The sequence below is a fragment of the Rhodococcus sp. NPDC060086 genome (assembly GCF_042730275.1).
Taxonomy (GTDB): Bacteria; Actinomycetota; Actinomycetes; order Mycobacteriales; family Mycobacteriaceae; genus Rhodococcus.
The window spans coordinates 1-19,566 of the sequence record NZ_JBHWWZ010000062.1; the positions used below are offsets into that span (position 1 = coordinate 1).

Genomic DNA, 19,566 nt, shown 5'->3' on the forward strand with positions numbered 1-19,566 from the left:
GAAGGATCACGCGGTGACCGTTTCACGTCCAGCAGCGACACGCTGTCGGTTGTGGTGCTGGTCACCGGGTTACACCACTCTATGGGGCACTACTGGACTTCGTGCATCTCGCGATCTCGGATGCCCGTCAGCATGGGCGGAGACTCTGCAGCAGGAACCGAGGTCTGGTCTTCGTTGGTGAACCCACCTGGGCAGACGCGCAGCGACGAAGCGTCGAGTATGCCGTGTGAACTGACGAGGTCGTGGAGTTCAATACCGCGACGCGCTCTGCGTGCGAAGTCTTCTTCACTGTGAGCTTGCACTGCCAGCACTCGTGCTCATTGCTCGTGGCGTCGATGTTCTGGCGTGCGTTGCATCCCGTGGACTTTCCGAGGTGGAGCGGGCGAAAGCCGACGGGCGCTGGGAGCGGGCATATCCCGGTCCTGCGGTGGCCGAGGTGCCCACCGACTTCGTATCGGCACTGGACCGATCCCCGATCGCGTCGATGAGGTTCGCCCAATTGGATCGCGGTCGGCGCTACGTGATCATCCACCAGATCGTCACCGCGCCCAGCGCTTCGATCCGCGCCGGTCGGATCGTCGAGTTCATTGCCCGAGTGGAGCGGGACGAATGAGTTGTCCGGCTCTTCTCTGCGCAGACGGCGCGCGCCTATTCAGGGATACGGCAGGCGATGCCGTCGAGGAAGATCTCGATTCCGTGGGAGAAGACGTCATCAGCGGTGGCCGCGAGATACTCGTGGCCTGCTACCCGGAAGGCGCCGAAGCGTTCGAGGTCAAGGCCCCCGAGCAGGAGCGTGAAGCCGTCGGACCTGCTGGCGCCCTGCGCGTCCCGTCCGACGTCGCTCCGTTGGATACCCGCCGCACCTGCGACGAACTGAATCATGCTGCTGGTGGCGTACGCGGCATACGAGGGTTCGAGCCCGGCATCGAGCAGAAGGCGGAGAGCAGAATCGATGACGCGCAGGGTGTTCGGGCCGTACCCACTCATATTCCGGCCGGCCGACGAGGGTAGCGGCTGGGAAAGCATCACGCGTCTCATCTCCTGCATCAATGCTCCGAGATCCGCGCGCCAGCCGTGTCCAGTGGACACGATGCGGATTTCTCCCATGACGTGATCTGCGATGAGCGCGATCAATTCGTCACGACTGGCAATGTATCGATACAGTGATGCGCTTCGAGTGCCGAGACGTGCCGCAACCTCACGCACAGTGAGCGCCTCGACGCCGTCCTCGCGCAGTACATCCAGGGCGGCGTCGACGATGCGTTCAGTGGACAGCCCTCCGGGTCGTGGCCGGCGTCGACTCTCGGTCGATGCCCTCTCAGCCCACCACAGGGCCGACCCCGGGTCCGCTTCGTCGTCTGAGCGACCCTCCCGAACATCGTTACTCGGCATCTCGTTCCACTTCCGCACCTTCGGCGTCCACCCCTTGACAGTATGCGATCAATGATCGCATACTTCGAAATCATGAAATGCGATCACTGATCGCATCTCTTTGCAGTCTGCATGACCGTCGAGAGTGCAGGCCACGAAACAGGAGGGGTTCCCGTGACCAGAGTCATGCAGGGCGTGAGGATTCTCGAAGTTGCCGAACACACCTTTGTGCCCGCTGCATCCGCACTGCTCGCCGATTGGGGCGCAGATGTGATCAAGGTCGAGCACGTTTCGCGGGGAGACGCCATGCGGGGCCTTGCGTCGTCCGGAATCGCGGTAGTGCCAGACGACGTGCATGTACTGTTCGAACACTCGAACCGTGGAAAGCGCAGCATCGGACTGGATCTCACATCCGAGATCGGGCACGAAATCCTCTGTCGGCTCGCCGCGACAGCGGACGTCTTCCTCACCAACAAACTGCCGAGCGTCCGAGCCAAGTTGAAGATCGACGTCGCCGACATCCGGAAGCACAATCCGCAGATCATCTACGTCCGCGGGACCGGACAAGGAGAACGCGGACCGGACGCGGACCGTGGGGCGTACGACTCCCTCGCATTCTGGGCACGCGCAGGTGTCGCTGCCGGAGTCATGCGGCCCGAGTACGGCGAAGTCCCGGTGCCGCCGGCACCCGGATTCGGCGACTCGATCGGCGGCATGACGATCGCCGGCGGGATCTCGAGTGCGTTGTTCCACCGGGAGCGCACGGGTCAGGCCACCACCGTCGACGTTTCGCTGATGGGCACAGCAATGTGGTCTATGGGGCAGGCATTGGCGCTGTCGCTGCAGCTGAACACGCCCTGGACCCCGCCTCCTGCCGGCACCCGGTCGAATCCTCTGACGGGCCATTACGCGACCCGGGACGGACGATGGCTCTCGTTCACGTGCCTGCAGGCCGGTCGATATTGGGCGTCGATGTGCAAGGTGATCGGCCGTCCGGAGATGGCCGACGATCCGCGCTTCGTCGACCATGGCGCTCTGATGGCGCACAGTGGTGAGGCGATCGCCATCCTGCGCGATGCGTTCGCCGAGCGATCACTGGCCGAGTGGCGGGAGCGACTGGCCGATTTCACCGGCCAGTGGTGCGTCGTTCAGGACACGCTGGAGGCCGTTGCCGATCCCCAGACCGACGCCAACGGATATATCCAGCCGTGTGCGACCTCCGAGGGAGTCCCGTTCCGGCTGGCGGCTGCACCCGTTCAGTTCGACGAATGCGCATCGACTCCTCATCGAGCGCCGGAGTTCAACGAGCACTGCGAGGAGGTCCTCGGCGAGCTCGGTTTCAGCGTGGACGACATGCTCGATCTCAAGATTCGGGGCGTGGTGACATGAACCGGGCACTGTTCCGACAGACACGTTGCTCCGCACCCTCGCGTAGAACACAGGAGAAGAAACCATGACTTTGTTCGATGCCTTCCGATTCGACGGCAAGAGAGTTCTCGTGGTCGGCGGTGCCAGTGGTATGGGTGCCGCTGCAGCAGAACTCGCGCTCAGTGCGGGTGCGGAGGTTATCGTGGCCGACTGTGCACCGATCACCACCCCCGGTGTCAAGGCAGTACTGCTGGACCTGACCGACATCGCTTCCATCGAGACCGGGATCGCACAGATCGGCGGCCACGTCGATGTCGTGCTCGCTGCGGCGGGCGTCGCGAACGGCACGCCGCACCTCGAACGCGTCAATTTCCTCGGGCATCGCCTCGTCATCGAACGCCTGCTGGACTCCGAGATGCTTCGCCGCGGCTCCGCAATCTGTTTCATCTCTTCCGCCGCAGGACTGGGCTGGGATTCGAACCTCCCAGCGCTGCAGGAGTTTCTGTCGATCGACGACTACACCGAGGCGTCCGCGTGGGCGGTAGCACACGGCAAAGCGGAATACATGTTCAGCAAGCAGGCAGTGTGCGCCTATGTAGCGTCACAGGCGTTTCCCTTACGCAAGAAGGGTATCCGCATCAACGCGATCTGCCCTGGCCCCACCGATACTCCGCTTGCCCGGGCAAATGCGGAGACGTGGCTCGGTTTCGGGTCCGACTACCGCGCCGAGACCGGAATCGACCCCGCCGCAGCGATCGAACAAGCCTACCCACTGCTGTTCCTGTGCAGCGACGCAGCGTCGGCAATCAGCGGTATCACCCTGACCGCAGACTCGGGCTACTTCAGTTCGGGCCTGTCCGGTTCCTACCCCGCTGCGACACCCACGGTCGGCTTCTTCATGGGCCGATGACGTCGTCGGCCTGTCGCTCTCGAGATCTGAGCGACGAAAGCTGCCCAGCAACAGTAATATCCGTTCGCACGAAAGGTAACCCGTGAAGCAACAGCGCCGAGGACGCAGAATCGCCATGCTCCCGGAGGAGGTCGACGCGTTTCTGAACGAAGAGCGCACATGCCGTGTGGCAACGTCCGGACAGGATGGGCCGCACTTGAGCGCGTTATGGTTCGTCTGGGACGGCACGGTGCTCTGGCTCAATTCGGTGGTGAAGAGCCAGCGGTGGACCGACATCGAGCGCAACCCGCTGGGCGCAGTCCTGATCGACACAGGTCACGAGTTCAACGAACTGCGCGGGGTGGAGATCCGTGGTCGGTTCGACGCTGTTGGTGATGTGCCTCGATCCGGTGAGCCGAATCCCGACTTGGCCACGCCGGAACGCTTGTTCGCCCGCAAATACACCGGCCGTGACGAGATGCATTTCGACGGTCGCCATGCGTGGCTGCGGTTCACCCCAGAGAAGGTCACGAGCTGGGACTTCCGAAAAATGTGACCGTCCAGCACTATTCCAGAAACCACGACACTTCAGGAGAGTCCGTGAACGTCGACGACATGATCCTGGTCAGCATCGATGACCACGTGGTCGAGCCTCCCGACATGTTCGACGCCCACCTGCCCGCAAAGTGGGCCGAATATGCGCCGCGCATCATAATCGACGACCACGGCGTGGACCGGTGGTTGTATCGCGGCCGCCCGGTCGGTGTCACCGGGTTGAACGCTGTCGTGTCCTGGCCTCCCGAGGAATGGGATCACGACCCCGCGGGATATGCCGAGATGCGCCCGGGCGTATACGACATTCATGCTCGGGTGAAGGATATGAACGTCAACGGAATCCTGGCTTCGATGTGCTTCCCGACGTTCGCCGGTTTCAGCGCCGGGCATCTGAGCCATTTTCGCGACGACATCACCGTCCGAGTGATCCAGGCGTACAACGACTGGCACATCGATGAATGGGCGGCCACCTACCCGGGGCGCTTCATTCCCCTCGCAATCCTGCCGCTCTGGGACCCGGAACTGGCGGTCGCCGAGATCGAACGGGTCGTTGCGAAGGGGTGCGACTCCGTGACAATGGCCGAACAACCCCACGTCGCAGGATTGCCCAGCTATCACGACATCGATTTCTGGAGTCCGGTGTTCCAAGCCCTGTCCGACAACGATGTGGTGATGAACCTGCACATCGGTCAAGGGTTCGGTGCCTTGAGCCTCGCCGAGGACGCCCCGATCGACAACTTGATGGTGTTGGCGCCGAGCATCTCGATGATCGCCATCCAAGATCTTCTGTGGGGACCCGCACTGCGCCAATTCCCGAAGCTGAAAGTGGCGCTGTCCGAAGGAGGTGTCGGCTGGATTCCGTTCTTTCTCGACCGCTCCGACCGTCATTACACGAATCAACGTTGGCTGCGCCGCGACTTCGGCAGCAAGATGCCCAGCGACGTGTTCCGCGAGCATGTCATCGCCTGCTACGTCACCGACAAGACCTCACTGAAGCTTCGGCATGAGATCGGCATCGACAACATCGCCTGGGAATGCGACTATCCGCACGCCGATTCGCTGTGGCCGGACGCACCGGAATTCGTTCTCCGAGAGCTCGAGTCCGCAGGAGCCGACGACTCGGACATCGACAAGATCACGTGGCAGAACGCATGCAGATTCCTCAACTGGGACCCGTTCGCCGTGATTCCCGAAGGCGACGCCACAGTCGGTGCGCTACGCGCCCAAGCGCAGGACGTCGACACCTCGATCCGGTCGCGAAAGGAATGGGCGGCGTTGTACGAGAGGGAGTCCGGGCATCGGTCGGGGACTGCTGCGGGCGCGTCACCGCAGCCCTGAAGAATGACGGAGCTGCCGCTCTGATGGCGGTGAAGTCGGTGGTGAACAAACTTGTCTGGCCGCACGCGCGTTGCGTGCGCAGATCGAGCGCGCAGATCCGTGCGGGTAGAGATCGGTGATCGCCGAGGTCGGGGTGAAGCGGCCGCCGAGCTCGTTGTGCGGGTCTGTGCGGCCGGTCCACCACCGGTGCTGTGGACGGTGAAGGGCTGTCTCGCAGGTATTTTCCACATCGACGACGGGTCAGGTCGGTATAGCCTGCGCCTCCGAGGTTCTTCATGGTCCTCTCGACCCGGGTGAGCTGCTGGAGATGCATCTGCTCGAGGATCGCTTCGCTCTGCGATCAGCTCGGCACGTGATCGCGGTGCAGGTAGGGGGTGCCGCCTTTGGTGCGGGCACAGAGTCGACCACGGTGCACTTGCCGACGATATCGAGAACGTCGGAGAGTTCCACCGACGACCTGCCCGGATGGCTGGTGCGCCGGCTGAGCGGCTAGGTAGTGACGCCCGACGTTGCGAGGTCGGGGTCGGAATCTTTGTCCCGAACGTCGCCACCGACCTCGTCCGTGACCGCGGCATCGTGGCCGATCTGTTGCCGACCGGCAGTCCACGCGGACCACAATCGGTGGTAGATCCCGCCACGAGCGAGCAACTGGTCATGGGTGCCGTGTTCCACGACCTGACCCGAGTCCATGACGAGGATCTTGTCGGCACGGGAGGCCTGGTCCAAGCGGTGCGCCACCACTAGGGCTGATCGATCACGAGTCACCTGGTCGGCGGCATCCTCCAACGCCCCGGCTCCAGCCGAGCCCGCCTCGGCAGTCGCCTCGTCCATGATGACGACGGCCGGGTCGAGAAGCAGGATGCGAGCCAGCGCCAGCTGCTGTGCGGCCACGGGATCCAGCTGGATGCCCCGCGCGCCGACAACCGTGTCGAGGCCCTGAGGAAGCCGGTCGAACCACGATCCCGCATGCACCAGAGCGAGTGCCGAATGGAGCTCTGCATCGGTGGCGTCGGGTTTGGCGAGAGTCATATCCTGGCGCAGGGTTCCGGAGAAGACATGGACCTCCTGACTGACCATGGCGAGACGGGCGATGCGCTCACGGTCGGACAGCGACGACACGGGATGTCCGTCGACGAGCACCTCACCCGCATCGGGTACTCGCAATCCCGCCACCAACGCTGCCACCGTGGTCTTTCCGGCTCCGGATGCGCCGACAATGGCGACGGTCTCGCCCGGGGCGATGGTGATGTCGATATTGCGTACTGCCCAGGCGTCGCCGTAGCTGAAGCTGACGCCGCGCAGCTCGACGCGACCCTGCGGAATATCGACACCGCTGTCCGGCACCGGCACCGGCGGGTCGACGACCACTCCCACGACACGCGCCAGCGAGGCGTAACCGGACTGTACGACGTCGAGCACGCGCATGAACGTGTTCAAGGGACCACGCAACCGGATGATCATGAGGACCGCTCCGGTCACCGCACCGACGGTGAGGGCGTCGGTGGCCACCAGGCGGTATCCCACCGACAGCGCGATCGCCAGCATGAGGAACTCGGCGACGAGCATCCAGGCGTTGAGGCCGAGCATGGTGGTGCGGGCCCTGATGCCCTTGCGGACCACGCCCCACGAGGCGTTCCCGATATCGGTGTGCATGCGGTCCTCCATCGAGAACGCACGCACTGTCGCACGGCCCCGGATGGCCTCCAGCACGCGACGGGCGCGCTCGGCCATGGCAGCGCGCTCGTCGGCGTAGCGCTTGGGGGCCTTGGCAAGGTAGAGGCGCGCGGCAAGGTAGTACACCGGAGCGACGATCACCGGAATGATCAGGAACTGCCAGTCCAATGCGAACAGGGCGATGACGGTGGCGATCACCGTGAACAACGAGGTGGACAGCGTCGGCACGGTCTCGGTGACGGCGGCAGACAACTCGGCGACGTCATCGGTGGAACGGCTGACCAGGTCTCCTGTGCCTGCATCCTCGACTCGGTGGGTGGGCAGTCCCAGAGCGGTGCCGATCATGTCCTGGCGGAGGTTCGCGATCACGCGTTCGGACAGCCGTGCCACCAGATAGAAGCCGCAGGCGCTCATGACCGCGCCGGCGATCGCCGCGGAAATCAGGCCTGCGCCGATGGGCCACAGCGATCGCTGGGTGTGGCCCATCACCAGATCCACGATCTGGCCCATCAGCTGCGGCACCAGCACACCGGCGTAGGCGCCGAGGCCGAGTAGCATGAGTGAGAGCAGGAACAACAGCTTCGCGTGGCGGACCCGGCCGAATTGTCGCGCGACCTCGCGCCGCACCTGCCTCAGTGTGGCCAGAGGGAACCGAAGAGCGGTGTCGGCCTTGGCGGGTGGGGTCGCGCTCGTCGGCGAACTCATAGCGTGGCCCCCGCCAGAAGTTCCTCGGCTGCGGCCCTCAGATCCTGGACACTCAGGTGGTCGGCCGCTACAGCGGTCCATGCCGGTGACTCGCTGAGCACAAGCGTGATCTTGCCTGCCCGGTGGTGGGACACCTGCTCGGCGATGTTCTGCTCCGTCACCGAGTCCACCGCGGTGGTCGGATCCTGCAACACGAGGACTTCGGGATCGAAGGCGATGGCGCGCGCCAAGGCCACGCGCTGACGCTGACCTCCGGACAGCATGCGTCCGTTTTCGCCTGCGCGCTTGTCGGGGCCCTCTGGAATGTCGTCGCAGCAGGCGACTCGGAGGGCCTCCTCGGCGGTGGCCCGGTCGGGGTGGACGTTGTCGGCGACGCTGCCGTCGAACAGGTCCGCTGCATGCGGGACGACGATCACCCTGCTCCGTGGTAGCGACTCCAATTGGGAGATCAGCTCGTGGTCGATGCCGCGTACGACGGTGAGACCGGTCGGCAGCGTCTCCATGAACTGGTCGGCCTTGGCGGCGTCGACCTCGGTGGTGCGTTCGAAGCCTGCCCCGAGGACCTCTCGGATACGCCGTCCGGATGCCTCGGCAGAGGCCCAGCGCGAGGCGAGGTTCCTGCCGAACATCGTCATCGGAGTGATGAGGAACTGGGTCAGGCCGACGACCGTGATGAGTTCACCGATGGTCACGTGTCCGTTCAGTGCAAGCATGCCGGTAGCGATGCCGAGGGTGGAGACGAAGATCGCACCGGCTGCCTCGGTGGCACCGTTGAGGCTCGCTTCGGCTGCATTGGCGTGAACGGTCTTGCGATAGGCGATGTCCGAGACCTCGTCATAGCGACCCCGGACAGTGACGATGGCACCCAGGCCCTTGAGGATGCGCAGCCCCTGCACCACGTCCGTGGCGGTCGCTGCAGCCTGAGCGATCGCATGCTGACGTGCCACCGAACGGCTCTGCAGTGGCCGGGCCACCCGAAGGGCCACGACCACGAGAAGAGGGCCACCGATGAGGGTGGCCAGGCTCAGCCAGGGATTGATGGTGAACATCATGATGGCGCCGTAGGTGATGGCCGCAGCCTCGGCCACCGGCATGACCGTCATCATCACGATGTCGCCGACCCTGCTGGTGTCGGACGAGGCGATCGACAGTAATCCGCCTGCGGTGCGCTCGCGGCCGGCGAACCCACGTGGATCTTGGATGCGGTCGGTGACCATGGTGCGCAGATCATGGCTGACCAGCTGTTGACTGCGGATCAGCATGAAGCGCGCAACCCAGTTCACGCCGATGGCGAATGCGAAGAGGGCTCCCAGGACCAGGATCCAGAATCCCAGTCGGTGGGGTGATGCGGTGGCAATTGCTTCATCCACGGCCCTGCCCACCACGACGGGGGTGAGACCGTTGCAGACGAAGGAGATCGCCATGCCGACCGAGGCAACGAAGCTCCACGGACGCTGCGAGAGCGCTACCTTCAGCGTCCACCCTCGTGCGTCGAGAGCAGGCATTTTGGACTTTCGTGCACCCGGGCCGGGTAGCGCCGAGTAATCGACAATACTTCCCTGCTCGGGTGCCTGAGGGGTATCGAGCACAAGCGCAGATGTTACAGCCGGACTATCGCGACCCAGCTGTCGCGCCGCCCCGTGGGTGTACGGCCCAGCCTGGTCATCACGTGGCTGAAGAAGTACGGCAACGGGTCTGTCTCGTTGTCCTTGCAACACTGATTTCTCAGGTGGATGTGCCTTCTGGGTGGTGTGATAGCGTCCCGTTCTTATGTCGGATCAACTTCCACCGTGCCCCGTGTGCGCGAGTGAGTTCACCTATGAGACCGGCGCGTTGTTGACATGCCCGATGTGCGGTCACGAGTGGTCCGCGGACGTCGATGTGGAGACCGATGCTGCCGAGGGGGTTGTCAAGGATGCTGTCGGCAACGTGCTTGCCGACGGCGACACCGTACACATCGTGAAAGACCTCAAGGTCAAGGGTGCAGGCGGCGGCGTCGTGAAGATGGGCACGAAGGTACGCGGAATCCGGTTGATCACTGATGGAGTGGGTGACCACGATCTCGATGCGAAGGTGCCGGGATTCGGTCAGATGCAGCTCAAGTCGAGCGTGGTGAAGAAGGTCCTCTGAGCGACCCGGAGTCATCAGCGGTGCTGCTCGGCCTGCTCCGGAATCGGCGCCTCTTGCAGCGTTCGGCGGCTGGCGAATTTCTGCATCATTCCGGAGAGCGGATCGGTGAATTCCAGTTCCCTCGCCAGTAATTGGAGTGGGAGAGAGTGGTCATCCGGTGACTCGGGTAGAAGATCGGGATACCAACGGTCGCCGAGGATCCCGATTCCGAGCGCGGCCAGATGCACCCGCAGTTGATGCATCCGCCCGGTGTGTGGGCGCAGGATCGTATGGAGCACAGCGCGTCCGGAGATGCTCACGCCGGACCCGAGCACGTCGATCGCGGTCTCGGAGTTGGGTTCACGGGCGTCGTCGACGATCACTCGCAACTCGCCTTTGCGCGCCTCGATGTGGTTGCGATAGGTGACGGGAACCGGGTGGCCCGCAAGTGTCGGTGCGTCGGGGTCCCATCCTGCAGGTCGTGCGGACACCGCTTCGTAGACCTTCACGACCTGCCGCTTCTCGAACAGCGACTGGTATGCGCCGCGTGTCGAGGGGCGGGTCGAGAACATCACCAGTCCGGCTGTCGCGCGGTCGAGTCGATGAATCGGCGTCAGATCGGGATTGTCCAGACGGATCCGCAATCGGACGAGTGCAGACTCGTGTAGGTACCGCCCACCCGGGGTGGTCGGGAGGAAGTGTGGTTTGTCGATGACGACGAGGTCGTCGTCGATGTGCAGGATCTTCTCGTGGAACGGCACCGGATCTTCCACCGGTAGATCGCGGTAGTACCAGATGAACCGGTGGGTGCCCAGGATCGTGTCGCGGTCGATCGGGCCGCCGTCGGCTCCCACGATCTCGCCGGCGTCGAACCGCTGATACAAGGTGCCGGCGTCCATGTGGTCGAACCTCGCCACTACGTATTCGGCGATCGTCGACCACGGGCCGGACGTCGGCACACGCAGACGCGTCGGCCCGACCCCATTCCTGACGGGAAGCGGTGAGGGCATCGGCACGGGGTCGATTCTCCCACCGGCGGCTGCGCGGATGGCAGACGGGACCGAGTGCGGCATATTGCCGAGGAGTTACGAATTTCGTCGACGCAGCGCGCGGGACACCTTGGTCGGTTACGGTTTCGGCAGCTGATTCCTCCGAAAGGTCGATGCCGATGCCGCTGTACGACTTCCGGTGCGCCGAGTGCGGTCTGTTCGATGCCTCGATTCCGATGAGCGACGTCGGCCCGTCCACTGTATGCCCTTCCTGCGGGCAGCAAGCGCCTCGTGCGATCACCGCGCCGCGTCTCGGTCGCGGTGCATCGAGCGCGGTGCGCCTGCATGACGCGACTGCGCGTACGGCGTCAGATCCGGACGTCGTGTCGGGTGCGCTCCCCGGTGGCCCGCGGCGATCGTCGCGTCCGGTCTCGACCGACCCGAGGCATCGGCTGCTCCCTCGCCCGTGAACGAGATCGACCGACCCAGGAGGTCCAGTGCCCGACGTCGTCTTTCCTCTCGATTCGACACGCCGCTTCACCGACCAGGACAAGATCGGTCATAACCGTTGGCACCCCGACATCCCACCCGTGGCCACAGTGAAACCGGGGGAGTCGTTCCGGGTGCACTGCCGAGAATGGTTCGACGGGGAAATCCACAACGACGACTCCGCCGACGACATCCGCAACGCGCCGCTGCACACGGTGCACGCGCTGTCGGGGCCGTTCGCCGTCGAGGGCGCGAAACCGGGTGACCTCCTGATCGTCGACATTCTCGACCTCGGCCCGATCCCGCAGGAGGATTCGGGCCCGCTGGCGGGACAGGGCTGGGGCTACACGGGCATCTTCGCCAAGCCCAACGGGGGCGGCTTCCTCACCGATCAGTTCCCGGACGCCTACAAGGCGGTCTGGGATTTCTCGGGCCAGAAGGCGACGAGCCGTCACATTCCGCACGTGTCGTTCACCGGCATCGTGCACCCGGGGTTGATGGGGACGGCTCCGTCACACGATCTGTTGTCCACCTGGAACACCCGTGAGGCCGCTCTGATCGCGACCGACCCCGACCGGGTGCCGCCGCTGGCGCTACCGCCGGAGCCGAACGGTGCGATCCTCGGCAACCTCACCGGGGCGGACTTCGACCGTGTCGCGGCGGCGGGCGCACGCACTGCTCCACCTCGCGAGAACGGCGGCAACCAGGACATCAAGAACCTGACCAAGGGCAGCCGGATCTTCTATCCGGTGTTCGTCGACGGCGCGAACCTGTCGGTCGGCGACCTGCACTTCTCGCAGGGTGATGGCGAGATCACCTTCTGCGGTGCCATCGAAATGGGTGGCTTCATCGATCTGCGTGTCGACCTCATCCGCGGCGGAATGGATACCTACGGGGTCAGTGAGAACGCGATCTTCATGCCGGGCAACACCGATCCTCAGTTCTCCGAATGGCTTGCGTTCTCGGGTACTTCGGTGACGCTCGACGGTGAACAGCGCTATCTCGATTCGCAATTGGCGTACCAGAGGGCGTGTCTGCACGCCATCGAATACCTGACGAAGTTCGGATACAGCCCGGAGCAGGCGTACCTTCTCCTCGGCGCCGCGCCGATCGAGGGACGGCTGTCCGGAGTCGTGGACATCCCCAATTCCTGTGCCACGGTCTATCTTCCGACAGCGATCTTCGACTTCCCGTTGTCGCCGACCGCGGAGGGCCCCGTCCGTATCGACCCGGGAATGGGGGCGCCGCGATCTCCTGCGTGAGTCGCCCGATTCCGAACGCAGCAGGCACCACGAGAGCGTGCTCGTCGCCCGTCATGATCGGCAGGACTACCGAGGGTGAGTACGCGACCTGGGTTGCCGGATGCCGTGCCAGTCGTCGACATCGCATCGACCCTCCCTGGGATCTCCCACCGCAACGACGGTGCCGTCGGCTCGTAGACCGAGCGTGTGAGTGGAGCCCGCCGCGACCGCGACGATGTCGCGCCACTCGTGGACGTCGCACTGCCCGTGACTGTTGTCGCCGACCGCGCGGACCCTGCCGGTCGCGAGCACACCGACGGTGTGATGACTCCCCGCTGCCACCGACGTCACTTCGATCCACTCCTCGATGTTGCACGCACCCGACTTGCGTTGCCCGGCAGCAATGACGGTTCCATCGGTTCTCAGGCCGACGGTGTGCAGATATCCCGCCGTGATCGCGGTGAGGTTGCGCCACTCGCCGATACCGCACTGTCCGAATCGGTTGTTGCCCGTGGCGACGGCTGAGCCGTTTTCCCGGACGCCGACGGAATGCCAGTCACCCGCAGCGACGTCGACGATCCCCCGCCAGGAATCGACGTCGCACTGCAGTTCGGTGTTGCGGCCGGCAGCCACGACGGTGCCATCCGAGTGCACTCCGAGGGTGCGGCGCCAGCCTGCAGCGATGGTTACGACGTCGTGCCACGTGGCCACGTCGCACTGGCCGTCGTCGTTCCACCCCGCGGCCACGACGGTTCTGTCCGTCAGAAGTCCGACGGTGTGCGATCTGCCGGTGTTCCGGGCGGTGTGCACATTCCCGGCGGCCACTGCGACGATGTTCCGCCACCCGAGCACGTCGCATTCTCCGGCAGAGCTGTTTCCTACAGCGACGACGGTTCCGTCGCTGTATAGGCCAACCGAATGGCGTCTGCCTGCGGCAAGTGCGGTCATGTGCTTCCATGCTGCGGGCCGCGAGAATGCCGACGAAGCGTTCGTGCCTGCCAGGCGATGAGCGGTGGGTGGCCGTCGCGACACTTTCCCCCAGTTGTCCGGCTTTCCGTTGCCTCACGACCCACGGCAAGCCGGACAACAGGAGGAAAGTTCTCGTGCGGCATGAACCAAACTACCTCGATGGCCCGAGAATGCCGTGTCGTGCGACACAATGGTCGCGAACCGATCGAAGAGGAGCGAGTCATGTTGAGCACCATGCAAGACGCACCCCTGTCCATCGCGCAGATTCTGCGCCACGGCAGCTCCGTCCACAGTCAGGCGGAGGTGGTGACCTGGACCGACTCCGGTCCGCGTCGGCGCACGTACGCCGAGGTCGGCCAACGGTGTGCGCAGCTCGCGCACGCTCTGCGCGGACTCGGTGTGAACGACGACGAGCGCGTAGCGACGTTCATGTGGAACAACGCCGAACACCTCGAGGCGTACCTCGCCATACCGGCGATGGGCGCCGTCCTGCACACCCTCAACATTCGCCTGTTCCCGGAACAGCTGATCCACGTGGCCAACCACGCCGAAGATCACGTGATCATCGTCGATCCGACGCTCGTACCCTTGCTGGCACCGCAGCTGCCGCAGTTGACCACCGTCAAGCATGTGGTCGTGACCGGCGACTCGACCGCCGGTCTCGAAGCGCCGGACGGCGTGCAGCTGCACACCTACGAGGGGCTGATCGCCGACCAGCCCACCGACTTCGACTGGCCCGAAGTGGACGAGCGATCCGCAGCCGCGATGTGCTACACCTCCGGCACCACCGGAGATCCGAAAGGTGTTGCATACTCTCACCGTTCGATCTATCTGCATTCGATGCAGGTATGCACGACGGAGGGGCCTGCACTTCGCCAGGGCGACCGGGCCTTGGCGGTGGTTCCGCAGTTCCACGCCATGTCGTGGGGTCTGCCGTATGCGGCGTTCATGATCGGTGCATCGCTCATCATGCCCGACCGTTTCCTGCAGCCCGAACCGCTCGCCGCGCTCATCGCCGCCGAGCGCCCGACCTTCGCCGCCGCAGTCCCGACCATCTGGCTCGGTCTGCACCAGTATCTCGAAGAGCATCCGCAGGACATCTCCTTCATGAAGGAGGTGCTGATCGGTGGATCGGCGGTGCCGCCCTCGCTGATGCACGCCTTCGAGACCGACCACGACGTGCAGGTCCTGCACGCCTGGGGAATGACGGAGACGTCGCCGCTGGGCTCGGTGGCGCGACCGCCGGTGAACGCCGAGGGCGACGAGCGGTGGCATTACCGATACACGCAGGGACGATTCCCGGCGTCGGTGCAGGCTCGTCTCGTCGGTGACGACGACGAGGTGGTTCCGAACGACGGCGTCAGCATCGGTGAACTCGAGGTTCGCGGCCCGTGGATCGCAGCCTCGTATTACGGTGTCGAGGCGCCCGAGAAGTTCCACGACGGATGGTTGCGCACGGGCGACGTCGGGACTATCACCCCGGACGGCTATCTCACGCTGACGGATCGCACCAAGGACATCATCAAGTCCGGAGGCGAGTGGATTTCTTCGGTCGATCTGGAGAACGCGGTCATGGGGCATCCGGATGTTCTCGAAGCCGCGGTGATCGGTGTGCCGGACGACAAGTGGGACGAACGTCCGCTGGTCGCAGTCGTGCTTCGTGCGGGGGCCACCGCGACCGTCGATTCGCTGCGCGACTTCCTGTCGGACAAGGTTGCCAAGTGGCAGCTTCCCGAGAATTGGACCGTCGTGAGCGAGGTTCCCAAGACCAGCGTCGGCAAATTCGACAAGAAGCGCCTGCGGTCGCAGTACCACGACGGTGGGCTGGACGTCACACGGATCTGACGCGGACCCGAAGGGCCTGCCACACCGCCAGCGGTGCGGCAGGCCCTTCGATGTCAGCCCACGGAGGAGCTCGTTCGTCCCTTCCACCAGAACCACGCCGCGGTGACGATGACGGCGCCGACGATGGAGCCGATGATGCCGCTGGGCCGGAAATGGAGACCGTCCCCGGCGAGCAGACTGATGAGCAGGCCGCCGACGAACGAGCCGCCGATCCCTGCGGCAAACGCTACTGTCCAATCGATTCCGGACGTGGACTTGCCCAGAATCAATTGTGCACCTGCGCCGACAAGTATTCCGAACAGAATGATCCCGATGATCAGCATTGCCGGAGTATATGCAGCGGATTCTTCTCGACGTGGTGTTTCTCGATGGGACGTCGGTTACGGCACCTGGAATGTGGCGATGCCGGGGGTGACCGGTCCGGCAACTGTCGAGGTCAGGAGGACGGCGATCTGCCCGGCACCGGTATCGATGGTGGCGAACGCAGGAATGCCGTTCAGCCCGTCCGACAGACGAGCGGAGCCGGATTCACCGGTCGACAGGTTCACCCACTGCACATCCGCGTAGAGAAGGCATCCCCACCCGTCCTCCTTCCCGCCCGTGATCGTCACGGTGCCCGGCTCTTCGCCGACCACCGCGACGCAGCGGATCGAGGGAGCGTCGAAGCTTCCGTTCGGATTTCCGTACGGCGCCGGGTCGATCTGGAACGGGACGGTCGTCGAGGCCGAGGCGACTCCTGCCGCGAGCAGGGCGGACATGGCAATGGTGGTGGCGCAGACACCGACGGCGCGCATCAGTTTCACGGAGGACCTCACTTCTCGAGTTGTCGATTCACCATTTCGGTGATCCAGATGGGGGCGAACGGGGACGTGCATCCAGGGGAGGTCGGATAATCCTCGAGTACTTTCAATCGCTCACCGATGTCGAGTGCACGAGCGCGATACTCGGCGTGTTCGATCCCGATCCGGGCGAGACAGGTGTTCATGGCCCACTGCAATCGTTCCGGAGCATCCTTCATTCGCGTTTCGATGATATCGAGAAGGCCGGCGAGGTCGAGATCTTCGGGGTCCTTCACCACGCGTTCGGAAGTCAGGTCCCAACCGGCGCTCGCTGCAACGGGATCCGGATCGTCGAACCACAGGACGCGCAACTCGTCGGCATGTGGATTCTTCTTCGCGATGTAGTTGATGAGCCAATCCTGCACCTTCGGCACACGTGCCTGCCGCAGCATGGTGTCCAGCTCGTCGAGTGAATACGCTTTCGGGCGGCTGACCAGGATGGCGAGCAGTCTCGCTGCGCTGTCTCCGGTTTCCCAGAGCTCCCCGGCGAGCTCGTGTTGCGTCCGCAGTCTCTTGGCGATGGCGCGCAGCTTCGTGAGGTTGACGGCGTGGTCGTCGCCGTGCCGGGCATTCACCTCGCGGATCTTCGGGTCCTCGAGTTCTGCCAGTTCCGCCATCAACTCGGACACCGTCGGCTGTTGCACCGTGGATCCGGCCACCGTTCGCTCCGTTCTTCTCCGATGTGAAATTCACACTACGTGTGTCGAGTGCTCTCTCATCGCGTTACGCGGGCCGAGCGCTCGCTGGCGCACCGTTGCCGTGGAGGTGCGCGCGCTCTCCGTTGTGATCGAGGATGGTGAGGATTTCGACGACGCCGCCGTGGGCACTGATCGCATGCGGCGTCATCGTGGAGAACTCGGCGGCATTGCCCTCCTGGATGAGGATGGTGCGCTCGCCGAGCTGAAGGCGTGCGGTGCCGGTGAGGACGGTGAACCAGTCGTGGCCCGGGTGGACCGAAAGCGACTCCGTGGGAGCGGGGTCTTCGTTGGTGATGCGCATCTTCGCGATGGTCACGCCGTTGAGGGATCGTTCGCGTGAGAGAAGCCAGGTGGTGTATCCGGGCATGTTCTGGGCCTGCGGTCTGATCACCACGTCCTCGTCGTCGTCGTCGGATTCGACGAGGCGATCGATCGTGGTGTCGAGTGCTCGAGCGATCGGGACGAGCTGATCCAATGCGATTCTGCGGCCACCGGTTTCGATGCGGCTCAGATTCGATGGGCTGATGTGACAGCGGGTGGCGAGCGCATCGAGTGTCCATCCGCGCGCCAGGCGCAGACTCCGGATGCGCTGCCGGACGATCTGGTCCAGATCAACGTCTTCTTGCTCCATAGGCAAGAGGGTATGCGAAATAAGCATTGATCGCTATAGCGTGAAGGAATGAACCACCACAGTCATCACGAAACGCACATGCACCGCGACTCCCCGGCGGATGTGCTGGATCTCGATGCCGAGGTGCATCGCGGATATCTGGCGAGCCTTGTCGAATGGATTGCCGACCGGTCGGCTCCCCGTGTCATCGTCGATGTGGGGGCCGGGACCGGGACGGGCACGTGTGTCCTCGCCGAACGATTCCCCGAGGCGGAACTGATCGCCGTCGATCGGTCGCCGCAGATGCTTGCCAGAGTTCGCGACATTGCCGGTCAGTACGGCTTTCAGGATCGGGTCCGCACCCTCGAGGCGGATCTGGACGCCGGCTGGCCCGATGTGGAATCGGCCGATCTGGTGTGGGCGGCGTTGTCGCTCCACCACGTCCGGAATCCCAACGTCTTCCTGCAGCAACTCCATGATTCGCTGAAACCTGGAGCGCTCCTGGTGGTCGTCGAAATGGAATCCCAACCGCGCTTCCTCCCCGACGACATCGGGATCGGTACACAGGGGCTGGAAGCGCGCGCTCACACGCTCGCCGCCGAACGTGGATGGAACAACCATCCGGACTGGAGTGACGACCTCGAACGCGCAGGATTCGACGTCGAAGCCGTGCGCCGCACCGAGATCGACCTCGACGGCAACACGACGACCGCCCGGACCTACGCGCGCACGGTGTTGGGCAAGCTTCGTGAGGGGCTCGGAAACAGCCTGTCTGCAGATGATCTCGACACCCTGGATCGACTGTGTGCGGACCACGGCCTCGACTCCCTGTCGACCAGGACCGACCTGAGGGTCCGAGGTAACCGAACTGCTTGGGCAGCAAGAAAACTCGACCGAGGAGTGAAGTGATGAACACGAACACCGACCGGCCTGCCATTGCGCACTACGACGTTGCTGTGATCGGGGGTGGCGCGGCAGGATTGAGTGCTGCGACTGCGCTCGCCCGCTCGCGACGCTCGGTGCTCGTCGTCGACGCCGGGGAACCACGCAATGCGCCGGCCGCAGGCGCGCACAACGTCCTCGGTCACGACGGTATTCCACCGCTCGACCTCCTCGCCGCCGGCCGCAAGGAAGCCGTCGGATACGGGGTGGAGATTCGCGTCGACACCGCCGCAGCGGCGCGCCGGGACGGTGATGTGTTCGAGGTGGGCCTCGAGGAAAGCGGAACCGTGCGAGCGCGACGACTTGTGCTGGCGTCAGGGCTCGTCGACGAACTTCCCGAGCTGCCGGGCGTGCGGGAGATGTGGGGCACGAAGGTGCTGCACTGCCCCTATTGCCACGGATGGGAAGTGCGGGATCAGCGCATCGGCGTGATCGGGTCGAGTCCGATGAGTGTTCACCAGGCGCTGTTGTTCCGGCAGCTCACCGACGACGTCACGCTGTTCACCCACACCATGCCGGAGCTCGACGCCGACTCGGTAGAACAGCTGGCAGCACGACAGATCCGCGTGGTCGACGTCGCTGTCGCGAGTCTCCGCGACGAGGGAGCCAAGGGGGTCACCGTCGTACTCGACGGCGCATCCGACGCGGAACAGGACGCGGTGGTGGTCGCACCACGGTTCTACGCTCGGGCCGACCTGTACCGACAGCTCGGCGGCACCATGACCGATCACCCGCTCGGAGCCTTCATCGACGCCGATCCGATGGGGAAGACGGAGGTGCCCGGCGTGTGGGCTGCGGGCAATGCGAGCGACCTGTCGGCGATGGTGATGGTGGCATCGGGAGCGGGCGTGATGGCGGGGGCCGCTGTCAATGCTGATCTCGTGGCGGAGGATGTGGCCGCAGCCGTCCGGGATCGCAGCGAACAGCGCTGACAC

20 protein-coding genes are annotated in these 19,566 nt (G+C 64.4%); 11 read left to right on the forward strand and 9 right to left on the reverse strand.

Annotated elements, in window-relative coordinates:
- The first annotated feature begins 313 nt into the window (after nucleotides 1-313).
- Nucleotides 314-613, forward strand: coding sequence for a YdeI family protein (locus ACFWB0_RS23040; protein WP_378492718.1), 300 nt, complete (start codon nucleotides 314-316; stop codon nucleotides 611-613).
- Between the two features lie 35 nt (nucleotides 614-648).
- Here ACFWB0_RS23040 and ACFWB0_RS23045 read toward each other — a convergent pair whose 3' ends face one another.
- On the reverse strand, nucleotides 649-1,392 hold the full coding sequence (locus ACFWB0_RS23045; RefSeq protein WP_378492719.1) for a TetR/AcrR family transcriptional regulator: 744 nt from the start codon (nucleotides 1,390-1,392) through the stop codon (nucleotides 649-651).
- Between the two features lie 153 nt (nucleotides 1,393-1,545).
- Between ACFWB0_RS23045 and ACFWB0_RS23050 the strand changes: the two genes are divergently transcribed.
- From ACFWB0_RS23050 to ACFWB0_RS23065, 4 genes are all read left to right on the forward strand, one after another.
- Complete coding sequence (locus ACFWB0_RS23050) at nucleotides 1,546-2,760, forward strand: CaiB/BaiF CoA transferase family protein (RefSeq protein WP_378492720.1); 1,215 nt, start codon at nucleotides 1,546-1,548, stop codon at nucleotides 2,758-2,760.
- Between the two features lie 64 nt (nucleotides 2,761-2,824).
- Nucleotides 2,825-3,649: an SDR family oxidoreductase gene (locus ACFWB0_RS23055; protein WP_378492721.1), complete on the forward strand. Its 825-nt coding sequence runs from the start codon at nucleotides 2,825-2,827 to the stop codon at nucleotides 3,647-3,649.
- 82 nt (nucleotides 3,650-3,731) lie between these two features.
- Nucleotides 3,732-4,184 carry a pyridoxamine 5'-phosphate oxidase family protein gene (locus ACFWB0_RS23060; protein WP_378492722.1) on the forward strand — a complete coding sequence of 151 codons (453 nt, stop codon included), beginning with the start codon at nucleotides 3,732-3,734 and terminating at the stop codon, nucleotides 4,182-4,184.
- Between the two features lie 44 nt (nucleotides 4,185-4,228).
- Complete coding sequence (locus tag ACFWB0_RS23065; RefSeq protein ID WP_378492723.1) at nucleotides 4,229-5,521, forward strand: amidohydrolase family protein; 1,293 nt, start codon at nucleotides 4,229-4,231, stop codon at nucleotides 5,519-5,521.
- A gap of 489 nt (nucleotides 5,522-6,010) precedes the next feature.
- On the opposite strand, the gene ACFWB0_RS23070 is transcribed toward ACFWB0_RS23065, so the two are convergent.
- Both ACFWB0_RS23070 and ACFWB0_RS23075 read right to left on the reverse strand, forming a co-directional pair.
- Nucleotides 6,011-7,900, reverse strand: a complete 1,890-nt coding sequence (locus tag ACFWB0_RS23070) for an ABC transporter ATP-binding protein (RefSeq protein WP_378492724.1) — start codon at nucleotides 7,898-7,900, stop codon at nucleotides 6,011-6,013.
- On the reverse strand, nucleotides 7,897-9,405 hold the full coding sequence (locus ACFWB0_RS23075; RefSeq protein ID WP_378492743.1) for an ABC transporter transmembrane domain-containing protein: 1,509 nt from the start codon (nucleotides 9,403-9,405) through the stop codon (nucleotides 7,897-7,899). Before ACFWB0_RS23075 ends, ACFWB0_RS23070 begins: the two co-directional genes overlap by 4 nt.
- Before the next feature lie 265 nt (nucleotides 9,406-9,670).
- On the opposite strand from ACFWB0_RS23075, the gene ACFWB0_RS23080 reads away from it, so the two are divergent.
- Nucleotides 9,671-10,030 (forward strand): zinc ribbon domain-containing protein YjdM, encoded by a 360-nt coding sequence (locus ACFWB0_RS23080; RefSeq protein WP_378492725.1) that lies wholly within the window; start codon nucleotides 9,671-9,673, stop codon nucleotides 10,028-10,030.
- Nucleotides 10,031-10,044: 14 nt separating this feature from the next.
- On the opposite strand, the gene ACFWB0_RS23085 is transcribed toward ACFWB0_RS23080, so the two are convergent.
- Entirely contained in the window at nucleotides 10,045-11,019 is a 975-nt protein-coding gene (locus ACFWB0_RS23085; RefSeq protein WP_378492744.1) for a pseudouridine synthase, read from the reverse strand.
- Between the two features lie 158 nt (nucleotides 11,020-11,177).
- Here ACFWB0_RS23085 and ACFWB0_RS23090 point away from each other — a divergent pair, with 158 nt between their 5' ends.
- Complete coding sequence (locus ACFWB0_RS23090; protein WP_378492726.1) at nucleotides 11,178-11,468, forward strand: FmdB family zinc ribbon protein; 291 nt, start codon at nucleotides 11,178-11,180, stop codon at nucleotides 11,466-11,468.
- Between the two features lie 27 nt (nucleotides 11,469-11,495).
- A complete protein-coding gene (fmdA, locus tag ACFWB0_RS23095) occupies nucleotides 11,496-12,749 on the forward strand; it encodes a formamidase (RefSeq protein ID WP_378492727.1) in 1,254 nt (417 codons plus the stop codon).
- A gap of 66 nt (nucleotides 12,750-12,815) precedes the next feature.
- Here the strand turns inward: fmdA and ACFWB0_RS23100 are convergent, their stop codons facing one another.
- On the reverse strand, nucleotides 12,816-13,676 hold the full coding sequence (locus ACFWB0_RS23100) for an RCC1 domain-containing protein (RefSeq protein ID WP_378492728.1): 861 nt from the start codon (nucleotides 13,674-13,676) through the stop codon (nucleotides 12,816-12,818).
- A 243-nt stretch (nucleotides 13,677-13,919) separates the two neighbouring features.
- Here ACFWB0_RS23100 and ACFWB0_RS23105 point away from each other — a divergent pair, with 243 nt between their 5' ends.
- Nucleotides 13,920-15,542, forward strand: coding sequence for a long-chain fatty acid--CoA ligase (locus ACFWB0_RS23105; RefSeq protein ID WP_378492729.1), 1,623 nt, complete (start codon nucleotides 13,920-13,922; stop codon nucleotides 15,540-15,542).
- Between the two features lie 53 nt (nucleotides 15,543-15,595).
- Here the strand turns inward: ACFWB0_RS23105 and ACFWB0_RS23110 are convergent, their stop codons facing one another.
- The 4 genes from ACFWB0_RS23110 to ACFWB0_RS23125 all read right to left on the reverse strand — a co-directional run bounded on the left by ACFWB0_RS23110 (nucleotide 15,596) and on the right by ACFWB0_RS23125 (nucleotide 17,710).
- Nucleotides 15,596-15,865 (reverse strand): hypothetical protein, encoded by a 270-nt coding sequence (locus ACFWB0_RS23110; protein ID WP_054713984.1) that lies wholly within the window; start codon nucleotides 15,863-15,865, stop codon nucleotides 15,596-15,598.
- Nucleotides 15,866-15,922: 57 nt separating this feature from the next.
- Nucleotides 15,923-16,336, reverse strand: a complete 414-nt coding sequence (locus tag ACFWB0_RS23115) for a hypothetical protein (RefSeq protein ID WP_378492745.1) — start codon at nucleotides 16,334-16,336, stop codon at nucleotides 15,923-15,925.
- A 17-nt stretch (nucleotides 16,337-16,353) separates the two neighbouring features.
- Entirely contained in the window at nucleotides 16,354-16,998 is a 645-nt protein-coding gene (locus ACFWB0_RS23120; protein ID WP_378492746.1) for a DNA alkylation repair protein, read from the reverse strand.
- A 106-nt stretch (nucleotides 16,999-17,104) separates the two neighbouring features.
- On the reverse strand, nucleotides 17,105-17,710 hold the full coding sequence (locus ACFWB0_RS23125; protein WP_378492730.1) for a helix-turn-helix domain-containing protein: 606 nt from the start codon (nucleotides 17,708-17,710) through the stop codon (nucleotides 17,105-17,107).
- 48 nt (nucleotides 17,711-17,758) lie between these two features.
- Here ACFWB0_RS23125 and ACFWB0_RS23130 point away from each other — a divergent pair, with 48 nt between their 5' ends.
- Together ACFWB0_RS23130 and ACFWB0_RS23135 are read left to right on the forward strand one after the other, a co-directional pair.
- On the forward strand, nucleotides 17,759-18,598 hold the full coding sequence (locus tag ACFWB0_RS23130; RefSeq protein ID WP_378492731.1) for a class I SAM-dependent methyltransferase: 840 nt from the start codon (nucleotides 17,759-17,761) through the stop codon (nucleotides 18,596-18,598).
- Nucleotides 18,598-19,563, forward strand: coding sequence for an NAD(P)/FAD-dependent oxidoreductase (locus ACFWB0_RS23135; protein ID WP_378492732.1), 966 nt, complete (start codon nucleotides 18,598-18,600; stop codon nucleotides 19,561-19,563). The genes ACFWB0_RS23130 and ACFWB0_RS23135 overlap by 1 nt, the downstream gene beginning before the upstream one ends.
- Nucleotides 19,564-19,566 lie beyond the last annotated feature (3 nt).

Bases quoted from the DNA above. Each gene is read 5' to 3' on its own strand.
- ACFWB0_RS23125 (WP_378492730.1), bottom strand. From the start codon at position 17,710: ATGGAGCAAGAAGACGTTGATCTGGACCAGATCGTCCGGCAGCGCATC.
- ACFWB0_RS23135 (WP_378492732.1), top strand. From the start codon at position 18,598: ATGAACACGAACACCGACCGGCCTGCCATTGCGCACTACGACGTTGCT.
- ACFWB0_RS23110 (WP_054713984.1), bottom strand. From the start codon at position 15,865: ATGCTGATCATCGGGATCATTCTGTTCGGAATACTTGTCGGCGCAGGT.
- ACFWB0_RS23100 (WP_378492728.1), bottom strand. From the start codon at position 13,676: ATGACCGCACTTGCCGCAGGCAGACGCCATTCGGTTGGCCTATACAGC.
- ACFWB0_RS23105 (WP_378492729.1), top strand. From the start codon at position 13,920: ATGTTGAGCACCATGCAAGACGCACCCCTGTCCATCGCGCAGATTCTG.
- ACFWB0_RS23120 (WP_378492746.1), bottom strand. From the start codon at position 16,998: ATGGCGGAACTGGCAGAACTCGAGGACCCGAAGATCCGCGAGGTGAAT.
- ACFWB0_RS23115 (WP_378492745.1), bottom strand. From the start codon at position 16,336: ATGCGCGCCGTCGGTGTCTGCGCCACCACCATTGCCATGTCCGCCCTG.
- ACFWB0_RS23080 (WP_378492725.1), top strand. From the start codon at position 9,671: ATGTCGGATCAACTTCCACCGTGCCCCGTGTGCGCGAGTGAGTTCACC.
- ACFWB0_RS23075 (WP_378492743.1), bottom strand. From the start codon at position 9,405: ATGCCTGCTCTCGACGCACGAGGGTGGACGCTGAAGGTAGCGCTCTCG.
- ACFWB0_RS23085 (WP_378492744.1), bottom strand. From the start codon at position 11,019: ATGCCCTCACCGCTTCCCGTCAGGAATGGGGTCGGGCCGACGCGTCTG.
- ACFWB0_RS23090 (WP_378492726.1), top strand. From the start codon at position 11,178: ATGCCGCTGTACGACTTCCGGTGCGCCGAGTGCGGTCTGTTCGATGCC.
- ACFWB0_RS23070 (WP_378492724.1), bottom strand. From the start codon at position 7,900: ATGAGTTCGCCGACGAGCGCGACCCCACCCGCCAAGGCCGACACCGCT.
- ACFWB0_RS23130 (WP_378492731.1), top strand. From the start codon at position 17,759: ATGAACCACCACAGTCATCACGAAACGCACATGCACCGCGACTCCCCG.
- ACFWB0_RS23045 (WP_378492719.1), bottom strand. From the start codon at position 1,392: ATGCCGAGTAACGATGTTCGGGAGGGTCGCTCAGACGACGAAGCGGAC.
- ACFWB0_RS23055 (WP_378492721.1), top strand. From the start codon at position 2,825: ATGACTTTGTTCGATGCCTTCCGATTCGACGGCAAGAGAGTTCTCGTG.